11 protein-coding genes are annotated in these 14,708 nt (G+C 39.5%); 10 read left to right on the top strand and 1 reads right to left on the bottom strand.

Annotated elements, in window-relative coordinates; all coding sequences use genetic code 11:
• Positions 1–39: 39 nt before the first annotated feature.
• From GXK58_RS05790 to GXK58_RS05770, 5 genes are read left to right on the top strand one after another with little or no spacing between them, the layout of a single operon-like run.
• Complete coding sequence (locus GXK58_RS05790) at positions 40–1,866, top strand: sensor histidine kinase (protein ID WP_160720699.1); 1,827 nt, start codon at positions 40–42, stop codon at positions 1,864–1,866.
• Positions 1,867–1,872: 6 nt separating this feature from the next.
• Positions 1,873–3,492 carry a response regulator gene (locus GXK58_RS05785; RefSeq protein ID WP_160720697.1) on the top strand — a complete coding sequence of 540 codons (1,620 nt, stop codon included), beginning with the start codon at positions 1,873–1,875 and terminating at the stop codon, positions 3,490–3,492.
• 22 nt (positions 3,493–3,514) lie between these two features.
• A complete protein-coding gene (locus tag GXK58_RS05780; protein ID WP_160720897.1) occupies positions 3,515–5,566 on the top strand; it encodes a glycoside hydrolase family 65 in 2,052 nt (683 codons plus the stop codon).
• A 29-nt stretch (positions 5,567–5,595) separates the two neighbouring features.
• Complete coding sequence (locus GXK58_RS05775; protein ID WP_160720695.1) at positions 5,596–6,495, top strand: glycoside hydrolase family 43 protein; 900 nt, start codon at positions 5,596–5,598, stop codon at positions 6,493–6,495.
• A gap of 38 nt (positions 6,496–6,533) precedes the next feature.
• Positions 6,534–7,940: a family 4 glycosyl hydrolase gene (locus tag GXK58_RS05770; RefSeq protein WP_160720693.1), complete on the top strand. Its 1,407-nt coding sequence runs from the start codon at positions 6,534–6,536 to the stop codon at positions 7,938–7,940.
• A 35-nt stretch (positions 7,941–7,975) separates the two neighbouring features.
• Here the strand turns inward: GXK58_RS05770 and GXK58_RS05765 are convergent, their stop codons facing one another.
• On the bottom strand, positions 7,976–8,875 hold the full coding sequence (locus tag GXK58_RS05765; protein WP_160720691.1) for a LysR family transcriptional regulator: 900 nt from the start codon (positions 8,873–8,875) through the stop codon (positions 7,976–7,978).
• 238 nt (positions 8,876–9,113) lie between these two features.
• On the opposite strand from GXK58_RS05765, the gene GXK58_RS05760 reads away from it, so the two are divergent.
• From GXK58_RS05760 to GXK58_RS05740, 5 genes are all read left to right on the top strand, one after another.
• Positions 9,114–10,166 carry a quercetin 2,3-dioxygenase gene (locus GXK58_RS05760; protein WP_160720896.1) on the top strand — a complete coding sequence of 351 codons (1,053 nt, stop codon included), beginning with the start codon at positions 9,114–9,116 and terminating at the stop codon, positions 10,164–10,166.
• Between the two features lie 2 nt (positions 10,167–10,168).
• Complete coding sequence (locus tag GXK58_RS05755; protein WP_160720689.1) at positions 10,169–11,146, top strand: alpha/beta hydrolase; 978 nt, start codon at positions 10,169–10,171, stop codon at positions 11,144–11,146.
• A gap of 438 nt (positions 11,147–11,584) precedes the next feature.
• Entirely contained in the window at positions 11,585–12,523 is a 939-nt protein-coding gene (locus tag GXK58_RS05750) for a fumarylacetoacetate hydrolase family protein (protein ID WP_160720687.1), read from the top strand.
• On the top strand, positions 12,520–13,491 hold the full coding sequence (locus GXK58_RS05745; RefSeq protein WP_160720685.1) for a VOC family protein: 972 nt from the start codon (positions 12,520–12,522) through the stop codon (positions 13,489–13,491). The genes GXK58_RS05750 and GXK58_RS05745 overlap by 4 nt, the downstream gene beginning before the upstream one ends.
• A gap of 19 nt (positions 13,492–13,510) precedes the next feature.
• Complete coding sequence (locus tag GXK58_RS05740; protein ID WP_160720684.1) at positions 13,511–14,689, top strand: acyl-CoA dehydrogenase family protein; 1,179 nt, start codon at positions 13,511–13,513, stop codon at positions 14,687–14,689.
• Positions 14,690–14,708 lie beyond the last annotated feature (19 nt).

Below are 14,708 nucleotides of genomic sequence, written 5' to 3'. Positions count from 1 at the left end.
AATAAAACAAAATATTCTATATAAGAAGGGCATTCCGATATGATTAGAAAACTAACCACAATATTAGTCATTAGTTTTGTTGCAGTTAATGCAGTCTTTCTTGCAGGTGTGACACTGATGGCTAATAAGGTATTTTTTGATTTTACTTCTGATGAAATCAGCCAGTCCAAGCTGGAATTATTGAACGAAAGTACTGGGAAGGTTTCCACCTTTATATCAAGTGTCAAAGAGGTTGGGACGTATATTGCCGCAGACCGTACCGTTAGGGAAATTTTTTCTGAAAATCTAACAAACTCTTATGATGCTGTTGTTGAGCAAAGAGAATTAACAGAGATATGTAATGCGGTGATGAGTTTAAAAAGTGCGATTTATTCGGTTGAGATTTATACAGACAGATATAAAAATTATCCTAACTTATCAACTAATGTCATTTATCCCCTACAAACATTAGAGAAAGAACCCTGGATGAAAATGTTTAATAAAATGGATAATGGCTGGGTCCCTAAGCACGTTTCCTTAAGTAACAGTAATCATGACGAAGTAATTAGTTATATTCATCGGATTACAGGTCCAAAAGGTGCAACAGCAGGATATTTGAAGGTAAATGTACTCGATGATACTTTTTTCAAGAACATGGGCGTGGAGGATTTAGTTAATGGTGGTAATGAGCCTTTAATGCTCTTAAATACAGGAGGGAATATTATTGCTCAAAATTCAGCAACTAAATATCAAAATGTAATCGCTGACATTACAGTTTCCTCTCTTTCCGAACCATTTAATATGTTAATAGACTCATATAAAGACAAATCAGACTTTCATCATATTATTAAACATAATAATGATCTCTACCTTCTCTTAATATCAAAACCTAATTATGACCAGTGGCGAATGGTACATCTGATACCTGTTGCCAGTCTATATGCGAAAACAAAGAAACTTGGTATGTTTGTTTTATTTCTAGGTTTATGCGGCCTTGCATTGTCCATCCCGTTTGCCTATTGGATCGGAAAAAAACTAATGAAGCCGATAGGTCAATTGATTCAAGGGATGAAATATGTTGAAAAAGGTCAGTTCGACATTGAACTTGGGCCTTATTACATAGAAGAGTATGATATTCTCTCAAAAAACTTTAATCACATGACATCAAGGTTATCTGAATCCTTGGATAATCTAAAACAAGAAAACCATTTCAGAAGAGAAGCTGAATTAAAGGTGTTACAGAGTCAAATTAATCCGCATTTTCTATACAATACGCTAGATATGATTCACTGGAAAGCAATGGACCATCATGCTGAGGACATCAGTCTTATGGTTAATCAGTTAAGCAAAATGCTGCGTATCGGACTTAGCGGCGGACAAAAATTTATTCAATTAAGAGATGAGTTAGAACATGTAAAATGCTATACCAATATACAGATTGCAAGACTTGGTAAAGACATTCACTTTGATATAAAGGTACCAGCATCTATGAAGGATTTCTATGTTCCTAAGATTATTCTGCAGCCCTTTATCGAAAATAGTATCCGGCATGGCTATCCTGAGGTCGGTCAGACCCCCATTAATATAAAGGTGACTGGCAAGTGTTTTAAAAGGAATGAAGAGGAAGTACTCGAAATTGAAATCACTGACCAAGGAATCGGACTTTCGGAAGACTGGGATCTAAATCATTTAAACGGGATTGGCATTAAAAATATTCAGGATCGAATTTGGTCATATTGCGGGAAGAAATATGGAGTTGATGTATTTAACCATCTAAGAGGCGGAGTAGTTGCTAAGATTATTCTTCCTGTAATAAGAAACCAAACTGAGCTAACTAACTGGATGGAAAGCCAGCAGCAATGGTTGATGTTTCATGAAAGGACCTGAGTTTTAATGAAAAAGGTAATGATTGTCGATGATGACCAAAGTGTTATTAATGGATTAAATGATCATATATCATGGAATAAATTAAACATGAATGTGATCGAGACAGCGGGGAATGGTGACGAGGCCCTGTTGAAAATCAGGCAGGATCAGCCAGATATATTAATAACGGATATTTATATGCCTAAAATGAATGGTTTAGAGTTAATTAAAACGATAAATCAAGAGTACCCCTCAATTTATATTATTATTCACAGTGGTTATAATCACTTCGACAATGCGAGAGAAGCTATTCGGTATGGTGTGAAGCATTTTTTCCTTAAGCCATCAACCGTTCAAGAAATAGAAACGGTGTTAACTGAGATTACGCAAGATATGGATGCAGAAGAAAAACAAAAGACACTTTTAGCTCGTTATAATACTCAGTTAAAAGAATACCTAACCTACACCAGAGGTGCCTTACTTAGAGAAATGTTAGTAACTAATTACTCTCCTAACAAGGTACCAATTGAAAAATTAGAGCTGCTAAACCTTAAACAAGATACAACCATTATTGTGGCTAGTCTTTCTATAATTCGTCCTCCCTATATCACGAAATCAAAGGAAAAAGATTGGCAGTTAATGAAGCTTAGCACAGGAAATATTGTTAAAGAATTAATAGAAGAAGAGAAACAACTAACTTCCCAAGTAGACATTCATCTAGTTGATTTTACTGACTCCACTTTTGTACTAGTTTTTATGGCTAAGGAGAATAACTTAGAATTAAATAAACTTTGCTATGATTTTTCAAATAAGTTGATAGAGAATATATTAATCTTTTTGAAATTATCCTCAAATGTTGGTATAGGTGACATGAAATTAGGGATACATGAAATAAATAATTCCTATTTAGAAAGTCAAAGGGCACTGGAAGCTGCTGAGTATCAAGAAATGAATAGGGTTTTCGCCTTTAATGAAGTATATGGCGATGAAGAACCTGAACAATACCAGTATCCATTTGAATTAATAAAAGAAATACATAGAGCTATTCATGATAAAGAATTTGATCATTTATTGGAAGTTTGGGAGACCTATGAACAAACAGTATTAAAGGAACGGACTCCATTATATATTGTTCAGAATATTTGTGTAAGTATTATTAATATATTAATGATTAACTATTATTCCGATGATCAATTTCAGCAGAAAACATTAACGATGACTGAAATCGTTGAAAATATTCATACACAACCAACAACTAAAGAGTTAACTAGTTTGATGAGAGAAAAGCTAAAGGATTGGCAAGGCCAAATGATAGAAGAACTCAGGGGTAGAAAAAGCCATAAGCTGATCCGGGAAGTCAAGGAGTTTGTTCAAAACTATTATGATCAGGAAATCACCTTAGCTGAAATTTCGGAATCATTATTTGTAAACAGGAACTATTTGTCGCAGTTATTTAAAAAACTGACGGGCGAGTCTTTTGTAACGTATTTAAACAAATTTAGAATAGAAAAAGCAAAGGAAAAATTAAGAGAACAGCATTATATGGTCTATGAAGTAAGTGAAATGGTAGGTTACCAGAATCCAACCTATTTTAGTCAGGTTTTTAAATCAATAACTGGAGTTAGTCCTTCTGAATATATTAAGTAACGCATAAGGAGAGAACAATGTGATTGATCGAAAAAAACTAGTAGGCAGGCATCATCCTATATTAACGAAAATAGAGCCTTTAGCACCTTTATCTGTGGGAAACGGGGAATTTGCATTTACAGCCGACGTAACGGGGCTGCAAACTTTTCCAAACGATTATGAAGTACCACTAGGGACACAATCAAATTGGGGATGGCATTATACCGGACATCCAGAATTATATACACTCGATGATGTAGAATTTCAGGAATTACAGACTCATGACCGTAAAGTTGGTTATCCGCTTTATCCTGAGGGGAAGAAAGAGGCTTACCATTGGTTAAGACAAAATCCACACCGGCTCCAACTGGGCCAAATTTCATTTCGGCTAAAAAAGGAAAATAATCAGGTTGTTAAAGCAGATGATATTAAAAATATTAACCAAAGGTTAGATCTTTGGGAAGGAACGTTATACAGCCATTTTACTGTCGAAGACTACCCAGTATCTGTCACCACCGTCTGCCATCCCAAGTTAGATCTGATTGGTGTTAAAGTTGTTTCGCCGCTTATAGATAACAATCGATTACAGGTTGTGATTCGTTTTCCTGCAGCAGATATGACATCCAGAAAGTGGGAAGAATCGGTTGCAATAAATTCGGAGAATAATGACCGGCATCAGACGAGTATCTTTACTGAAGATAACCAATCAGTGACACTTGATAGAAGGATGGATGAAGATCGTTATTATGTCCATTGGACTTGGAATTCAGGGAGAATAAAATTTACGGATGTCCATGAATATAGTTTGACTCCTGAAGTTGAAACAGAGGAATTGTGTTTTTCCGTACATTTTTCACAAGGCTCAAAAGAAACATATTCCTTTTATGAAATTTATCAAGAAAGCAAGGAACATTGGTCTAACTTTTGGAGTAAAGGCGGGGTAATCGACTTATCTGAAAGCATGGATGAAAGGTCGCATGAATTAGAGAGACGGGTTGTTCTGTCTCAATATTTAACTAAGATCCATTGTTCTGGTTCTATGCCTCCTCAGGAAACTGGTTATATGTATAATAGTTGGTTTGGTAAATTTCACCTGGAAATGCATTGGTGGCATGGAGCTCATTTTCCATTATGGGGCAGAGGGGTCTTACTTGAAAATAGTTTAAATTGGTATCTCTCGATGCTGCCATTAGCAAAGGAGCTTGCGGCTGCCCAAGGTTATGAAGGAGCACGCTGGCCAAAAATGGTTGGATTTGATGGGAAGCAGAGTCCCTCGGCCATTGCTCCCGTCCTAATCTGGCAGCAGCCTCATGTAATCGCATTAGCTGAACTATTGTACAAGGAAAATTTAAGTGAAGCTACTTTAAAAAGATGGAAAGAGATCGTGGTTGAAACAGCTAATTTTATGGCTTCCTTTGCTGTATGGGATGAACAAAAGCAAGCATATATACTTGGCCCGCCATTAATACCAGCACAGGAATGCCATCGACCGGAAGAGAGCTGGAACCCTCCATACGAATTAGAATATTGGAAATACGGTTTAGAAATTGCCGTAAAATGGGCTGAACGTCTCGGGGAGCCTGTTAATCCAAAGTGGATAGAGGTTGGCAATGGACTGGCTGAACCGCCGCATTCTGAAGGCGTTTACCTTGCTCATGAAGGGTGTCCAGATACGTTTGAACATTTTAATCATGACCATCCTTCGATGGTAGGAGCTTTAGGAATTTTGCCAGGTACATTAATTGCCCCGGTGAAAATGAAGAAAACACTTGAGCGGGTCCGAAATGAATGGCAGTGGGAGACAGCCTGGGGGTGGGATTTTCCAATGTGTGCCATGACTGCCGCCCGTTTAGGGGAACCTGATTGGGCAATCGATTTTCTTTTAATGGATGCCACCAAAAACACATATTTGATCAATGGGCACAATTATCAAAGTCCAAGCTTAACAGCCTATCTGCCCGGCAATGGAGGGTTATTAACGGCTGTTTCTATGATGGCATGCGGATGGGAAGGATCTCCTAAATACCCCGCACCTGGTTTTCCTAAGGATGGAAAATGGATTGTTAAGTTTGAAGGTCTTCATCCATTTATATAAATCTTAAAATAGGAGAGGCGGTAAGAGTAATGTTAGAAAACAATCATATTCAAATAAGAGATCCATTTATCTATCCTAATAAGGATGATGGAAAGTATTACATGTATGGAAGTACTGATAAAAGTATTTGGGGAGCGGGTACCGGATTTGATGTTTATATTGGAGAAGACCTAAATAATTGGGAAGGTCCCTATCCAGTTTTCCGTCCAATGGGGGACTTCTATTCGAATGAAAACTTTTGGGCTCCGGAGGTTCATCAATATAACGGAACCTATTATATGTTTGCTACTTTTTTGCGCAAAGATAACCATCATCGCGGAACGGCCATCCTACGATCGGATAGTTTACTAGGCCCATTTCAACCTCATAGTGATGGACCGGTAACCCCTAAAGAATGGGATAGCTTGGATGGGACACTTTACATAGACGAAGAAGGGTTACCTTGGATGGTGTTCTGTCATGAATGGGTTCAGGTGGGGGATGGAGAAATATGCGCGGTTAGACTTACGGAGGATTTAAAGGGGACGGTGGGCGATCCAGTTCTTTTATTTCATGCATCTGATGCACCGTGGCCAACCTCTTTTAAGCATCAAAGATTAAAATCAGAACATAACTATGTTACTGATGGAACATTTATGTTCAAAGCTTCAAATGGAAATCTATTAATGCTTTGGGCCAGTTTTGTTAACAACATATATGCCCAAGGAATTTCACTGTCAGTGAGCGGGGAAATAACAGGACCATGGGTACACGATGAAACCCCCATATATCAAAATGATGGTGGTCACGGCATGATTTTTCGGACATTTGAAGAAAAGCTGATGCTGACGCTGCATGCTCCAAATCAAACGCCTAATGAACGGACAAAATTCATTCCGATTTTAGAGGAAAACGGAAAAATTATTGTACAAAAGCAGGATCAAGAGTAGCAGTCTAATAGATTGATAGGATAATGGAGGTTGTAGAAATGATTTCTAAATCAAAAGGGAAAAATCTAAATATAGCGTATATTGGCGGTGGTTCAAGAGGTTGGGCATGGGGGTTAATGAGCGACCTTGCTCTTGAAAAAAAGCTATCAGGGACAGTTAAACTTTATGATATTGATTATAATGCAGCCTATAAGAACGAAATTATTGGGAATCGCTTATATGACAGGGAGGATGTAGCGGGTAAGTGGAAATATAAAGCGGTAAAAACGATGGAAGAAGCATTAATAGGGTCTGACTTTGTTATTATTTCTGTTTTACCAGGGACATTTGAAGAAATGCAGTCCGATGTACATGAACCTGAAAAATACGGTATTTATCAATCAGTAGGCGATACGGTAGGGCCAGGAGGATTGGTACGAGCAATAAGAACCATTCCAATTTTCGTAGACATTGCGAAACAAATAAAAAGATATGCTCCAAAAGCTTGGGTCATTAATTACACTAATCCTATGAGTCTTTGTGTTCGGACTTTATATGAAACCTTTCCGGAGATTAAAGCGATTGGCTGCTGCCATGAAGTGTTTGGAACACAAAAACTTTTAGCTTCCATGCTTGAAGAACTAGAAGGCATCGAAGGTGTGGATTATAAGGATGTAAAGGTCAATGTATTAGGCATTAACCATTATACCTGGATTGATAAAGCATCTTATAAAGATATTGATCTGTTCCCATTATACAAGGAATTTGTCAACAAGTATTATGAAGAAGGGTTTGAAGGAACAGAAAAAGGTCATTGGATGAATAATCATTTTGCCTCGGCGAATCGAGTGAAATTTGATTTATTTAAAAAGTTTGGGTTAATTGCAGCTGCTGGTGATCGCCATTTAGCAGAATTTATGCCAAATTCCTGGTACTTAAAGAGTCCCGAGAAAGTCAGGGAATGGAAATTTGGACTGACAAATGTGCAATGGCGTAAAGATCATCGACAAGAATTACTTGAAAAGGGGGACAGACTTGTAGAAGGAAAGGAAGAGTTTATCCTCGAAACAACAGGTGAAGATGGAGTTGCTATGATAAAAGCATTGTTGGGTTTAGGCGATTTAGTTACAAACGTGAACTTGCCAAATAATGGGCAAATACAAGGATTACCAACCAATTCCGTAGTGGAAACGAACGCCTTATTTACGTTTGACAGTATTCAGCCAGTTGTAGCTGGCCAGTTGCCTACACCTATTCAAAATATGGTGTTAACCCATATTCATAATCAAGAAACAACACTCCAAGCCGCTCTTTCAAAAGATAAGGGATTAGCCTTACAGGCATTTGTGCAAGATCCACTTGTTAATCTTACTCCAGAACATGCAAGTGAACTTTTTGAAAAGATGCTTTTTAATACACAGAGGTACTTAGAAGGTTGGAATATAGAACAAACCGTTTCTATTTAATTAGGAAAAAGCCCTGGTTTTATACCAGAGCTTTTTTATGTTGCCACATTAATATTTGCTAACACATTTTGAAACAGCGATATAGACGGATTTAAATTGTTTTTCTTATTTGCCATAACAAGTTCAAAATCATGCCCCTCCAGACCATCAATTTCGATAAATCTCAGCGAAGGGCTGGATACCGCTTCAAAGCTTTTTGGCAGTATAGAGATGCCTATCTCTGATTCTACTAGAATGGGAACAGTATCGACAAATCGAGGCTGACTGACAATTCTTGGAGTCAGGCCATTTTGTTCACATAAATGGACGATAAAATCATAAGAACCAACAGGTGAATCATGACGGTTATGGATAATGAACGGCTCCGTTGCAAGTTCAGAAAGCTTGATTGTTTTTCGGTACGCAAAAGGGTGGTTCTTATGCATGACAATACAATATCTTTCCTTTGCTACCGTTTGAATTTCAATTTCTTCAATTCTATGTAACCCAGACGGCTGTGTAAAAGCGATATCCAATTCTCCTTCTTCCAACGCTTCCTTTAACATTTTACTAGGAAAATGGTTTAAATGAAGTTCTACCTTCGGATAAAGTTCTCGGAAACGCTTAATGACTTCTGGTAAAAAACTGCGTACATGAACACTCAAAAAACCAATCGACAAATTCCCAATCACACCTGCATCTGTTTGTTTTGCCTTTTCAATGGCTCCCGACGCTTTTTCAACAATCTCCATTGCTTCTTTTAAAAAGACAGCCCCTGCAGGAGTAAGCTGTACTGAACGTTTATTCCGTATAAAAAGTTTAACACCAACTTGTTCTTCCAAGTCGGCAATTTGATGGCTGATGGCAGATTGAGCCACATAGAGTTGATTGGCTGCTTTGGTAAAATTTAAATACTCCGCTACGGTAATAAAATATCGTAATTGACGAATATCCATAGGATCCTCACTTGTTATTTAGTTACCACTATTTTATCATAAGAAGTAGAAAATAGTCGAAATTATGAGAGTATTCTAGATTAAACAACTCTTAAAGATTGCATCCTCCAAAAAACAATAATGCAAAAACGTGATTACAGAAATCGAATACCTATATTTCCAATTTTCCTTCATTCGTATTATGTTTAATTTGGAAGCGCTTAATTTATAATGGATATTTAGATAAGGAGTGGGGATGATGGTTCTAAATGTCGTTGGCAAACTACCTAACGAGAAGAAACCATATTTTATTAAAAATGGAGAGGGAGAACGATATCTTTTCGGTACCCAAGTTGCCTCCCTTGTTGCTACAACTGAAAGCACCGGCGATATGATGGAGATTGTTCAATTGTGGGGAGGAAAAGGTGATAGTTTCCCAGCACATGTTCATGAACATGCTCACGAGGGCATCGTTGTTCTCGACGGAAGACTAGAAGTCGAATTGGATGGACAATTGTATTTATTAACGGCTGGGGACTATGTCAGTATTCCGGCAGGAACTGTTCATGCTTACCGGATGCAAAGTCATCGAACACGTTTTTATTCGTTTACTGTAAATGGTCACGTTGCTAAATTATATTCGATTATTGGAGAGCCATTTGCTAAGTTTGAACGCCCTCCGGTTTCTACGAACCTCTTAAACTTTGATATTTTAAACCAACATCCCGCTGGCCTAGATATTAAATTCGTAAATAGTCATCCAACAGAAGGATTACCTCAAATGATGAGAGGCAATGCCATTCCGCAAGAAGTTCAACCATATGTACTTGAATCAGGTGAAGGGGTCCATCTTCTTAGCGGCGATACGGTTCATACCCTCCTAACTACTAAAGCCGCAACAGACAGCAAGTTTCTCGTACTTGTTTCTGAAGGACCTAAAGGAGAAGCCATAGGTGAACATGCGCATGAATTAACGAATGAGACCTTCATGTGTTTACAAGGAGAAATGACTCTCTGGGTGGATGGTGAAGAGCTGCATTTATCACCAGGTGATTTTGCTTATGTGCCGGCAAATACACCTCATCGCTTCCGCTGTGACGCCCATTATACAAAGTTCCTTGGATTATTGACCCCAGGGGAATTTGAAGACTTCTTCCGCATTCTAGGAGATCCTTACGAACATTCAATTTTCCCAAGTGAACCAGCGGCGTATCGATTTGACCGAGTGATTCAGCGAATCTGCGAGTTAGATTTAAAATTATTAGGAAAGCCGCCAGGTGCTCCGCCAGCTGAAGTTGAAGAGGTTCATTGATAATGAGTGAACGTTTTGAAGTAAAGGTTATACCAGATCTTGAATTTGCTGCTCCAAATGGTAATCCCTTACTATTGGATCTTTATATGCCTATCGGTAAAGAAGGGCCAGTTCCTGTCATTGTCTGGCTCCATGGAGGCGGCTGGCGAATTGGAGACCGAAAGCTTGGACCGGATTTCCGTGTGAGATTTGCAGAGCAGGGCTATGTGATGGCTAGCATCGAATACCGATTAAGCAGTGAAGCGACGTTTCCTGCACAGATCCATGATGTAAAGGCAGCCATCCGCTGGCTGCGTTCGGCTGCAAATGAATATGGCCTTGATAGTGGGAATATTGGTCTTTGGGGCTCGTCTGCAGGAGGACATCTGGCAGCATTGGCCGGCACGACTGGGTTTGGTAGACTGGAAGGTTTAGAGTTAGGAAATCAGGATTTCTCGAGTGAAGTACAAGCTGTTGTTGACGGGTATGGCCCGACAGATTTCTTGCAGATGGAAGAGCATAGTAATGTAGAATTAAAACCTTCTATTGATCCCGAATCCATTCGACTTCATCCAGTCCGAAGCCATACAGATTCCAATTCCCCGGAATCACAATTGTTGGGAGCGCCAATACAAACGGTCCCACATCTTGTTCGTGAAGCAAATCCAATTACCTATATTGATAAAAATGTGCCGCCATTTCTTATTTTGCATGGATTGAGTGATGCAGCTGTCCCTGCTCACCAAAGTGAACTTCTCTATCATGCGTTAATTGAAAAGGAAAATGAGGCTGCCCTCTGTTTAATCGAAGGACTGGGGCACGGATTTTTCAATAAAAATGATTTGGATGAACAGCCAGTAGGCGTGAACCTGCGTAAAGCTGAAGCCGGAAAACCGGAGCAGGTCATGACTAGTGAAGCAAGAATATTTGAATTAGTAGAATCCTTTTTTCGGAGACACCTTTTTGTAAAAGGGTCAAAGTCGAATCAATACTCCGTCTAGACGGGGTATTTTTTTGTGTTTTATTAAAAAGTGGAACTTAATTTCCAATTAATGTAGAATCGGAGCCGGGATTTGTAGAATAAATATAATATTTGTAGAATTGCTTCTTTATTTCGTAGAATTCCTTCTTATTTTGTAGAATTCTGCATTTACTTTGTAGATTCCAATGAAATGAGCCCAATTCTGGCGCTATGAGGACAAGAAGGGTAGAAAACTATAAGGTCTTGTTCGCATGAAGGGATGAAATGATGCTCATATGTTCGTGATATGTAAATTATGAACAATCAGCTAGAGATAGTGGAAAAGAAAAATACCAATTTATCGAAAATCATGATTTCTCAAATGCAATATGTGTATTTCAAAAAAAATTTATTGTAGCTTATCATTAACTTAGAGAGAAAAACACATAGTTGTGTTGGAAAACGAGGAGGAGATCCCATGAAACTACTAACCTATTCCACAAATAACCAACCTTTACGACTCGGCATTCTTGTCGACGAAAATACCATTGTAGATCCACAGCAAGCCTACATCGAGCTATTAACTCAAAATGGCCAGCAAAGAGTAAATGAAATTGCAACCGCTTTATTACCAGCAAATCCAACAGAATTTATTGCAAACGGTGACCTCGCTGTAAAAACTGCACAAGAAGCGATTGCCTTTGCCCTTGAAAATGCAGCTACATCTTCGGCTATTTACCAAAAAGAGGATGTCAAAATCGGTGCACCCGTACTGAAACCAAATAAAATCATCTGCGTAGGGCTAAATTACAAGAATCATATTCTTGAAATGAAACGGGATCTACCCGTTCACCCAGTAATTTTTGCCAAGTTTGCAACAGCGATAGCAGGTCCAAATGATATATTTCCACTAAATTCAAATTTGACCAAAAAGCTAGATTACGAAGCAGAATTAGCGTTTGTTATTGGAAAAGAAGGAAAAGACATTCCGTATGAAAATGCATTGGACTATGTGTTTGGTTACACAGTTGCTAACGATATTACAGCCCGTGACATGCAAAAACGGACGATACAATGGCTGCAAGGCAAGACCTTGGATAAGAGTCTTCCACTCGGACCCGTTTTAGTAACAAAGGATGAAATTAAAAATCCTCACAGCCTCGACATTTCGTTAACTGTTAACGAGGAAGTAAGACAACAATCTAATACAGAGCAGCTTTTGTTCAATGTAAATCACCTCGTTGAATTTTTATCAGGCATCGTAACGTTAGAGCCGGGAGATATCGTCCTTACAGGTACACCTGGCGGGGTTGGGGAAGCACAGAACAAATTTTTACAGCATGGCGACAAGGTAAGAGTTGAAATTAGCGGAATTGGTGCGATTGAGACAACAATCATGGAGGTGACTGAATCATGACATCAAATCAAGAACCCATTCGAGAACCCATTCGAGATGTAGCCCACTTGGCTCATATTGAATTATTAACTCCTAAACCAACCGAGAGTCTTGAATTTTTTCGCGATTTGCTCGGTATGGAAATCGTCCATCGAGAAGGACAATCGGTCTTTCTCCGCGGCTGGGGAGACCAGCAGCTTTATAGCTTAAAACTGACAGAAGCAAGCGAGGCCGGCTTAGGACATGTAGCATTAAGAACCTATTCGGAACAAGCACTCGTGCGGCGTGTAATTGACTTAGAGAAAAACGGATACGGAATTTGCTGGACAGATGGAGATTACGGGCATGGACGCTCCTACCAATTTAATGATGCAGACGGGCATGTTTTAGAAGTGTTCTATCAGGCAGATAAAAATGTTACACCGGATCACTTAAAGCCAGGTTTGAAAAATCAGCCCCAAAAGTTTTCAGCAAGAGGTGCAGCAGTAACGCAGTTGGACCATATTAACTTATTTAGCTCTAATGTCGATGCAGATAGCACATTTTTCCGTAATCAACTTGGTTTCAGGCTGAGTGAACAAGCAATAACCGATGAAGGGAACCAAACGACGGCTTGGCTTCACGTCACTAATAAATCATATGACCTAGCCATTTCTCTTGATAATTCAGGTGCCCAGGGGCGTTTTCATCATGCTGCTTTCAAAGTGGAAAGTTCAGAAATGGTGCTCCGCGCTGCAGATGTTTTTTTAGATAATGGAATATTCATTGAGGCGCCACCTAATAAACATGTTGCCGGTCAGACGATGTTTGTTTATGTCTATGAGCCGGGAGGAAATCGGATTGAGGTATGCTCAGGAGGTTTTCTCATCTATACACCAGATTGGGAAACAGTTACCTGGACACCGGAGGAACGGAAAAAAGGGTTAGCGTGGGGAACACCGCTTCCATCTACTTTTCACACATACGGGACACCAAATGTAATCGAATAAACCAGAGGAGGTCGTGTACATGAATGAAGTATTAAAGAAGTTTTCATACGAAGAAGCCGTTGACCGTGCAAAAGAATTAGCAGCTACCCTGCAATCCCGTCCAAACCTTGGAGAGGAATTAAGACATCAACCTGCCGAAACCATCCAGGAATTTATTTCATCAGGCTTAGTTCGATCCTTGGTGCCGAGCCGCTGGGGCGGGCATGAACTAAATTGGAAGACGTTAGCTGATACAGCGATTGAAGTTTCTAAAGGTGATGCGTCTACAGGCTGGTGTTATTCCTTACTTCTGTTGCACAGTTGGATGCTGGCCTTTTTTCCAAATAAGGCCCAGGCAGATGTTTGGAAAGATAATCCTGATGCATGCCTTGCAACATCGATCAATCCAAGTCCCGATTCAACGATCAGCCGTGTAGATGGAGGATATAAGCTAAGCGGTAAATGGGGATTCTCATCAGGGATCAATCACTGTGACTGGGTGATGATCAGTGCCCCGGCACCAATAACGGAAGATGAAACCAAAGTTTTATATTTTCTTGTTCCCAAAAGTGATTTAAACGTGATAGATGTTTGGCGTGTCATTGGTATGAGAGGAACTGGCAGTAATTTGTTGCAGTTAACAGACGTGTTTGTTCCGGAATACCGAACAATGGAGTTGGAACCATGGAATCTTCATGGGATCTCACCTGGAATGGATCTTAATACAGCACCACTTTACCGTATCCAATTGTCAGCCGTTATGCCTGTTACGCTATTATCCGTCATTCTCGGAGCAACCAAAGGAGCTTATGCAATCTGGCGTGATCAAGTCATTGGAAAAAATAAAGCTAGAGGTGGTGGAGCAGTCGCGAACTTAACTCATCAACAGATTCGCCTGGCAAAAGTAGCAGCGAAAATCGAAGCGATCGACGCACTTCTCCATAAATCTTTGGAATTAGTGGAGTCCGGCCGGGTACTGGATTATCCTGAGCGAGTAAGCTTACGCTGTAATTATGCGTATTGTGCAGAGATGTGTACGGAAGCGATGGAAACCATTTTTACCAGCAGCGGTGCCGCAGCTTCCAGTGAGAGACATCCTCTTCAACAGTTTTGGCGTGATATCCATGCCGGAGCGCAGCATACGGCCTTCAATTTTGACTGGGTCGGAGAACTCTTCGGTAAGCTTGAGCTCGGTCTACCGGTTAAAGTGGAATACTAAAAAAGAGAAGGAGAGAATC

The organism is Bacillus sp. USDA818B3_A (genome assembly GCF_009928415.1).
In the GTDB taxonomy this organism is placed as follows: Bacteria; Bacillota; Bacilli; order Bacillales; family Cytobacillaceae; genus Neobacillus.
This window is presented reverse-complemented; position numbering and strand designations above follow the sequence as displayed.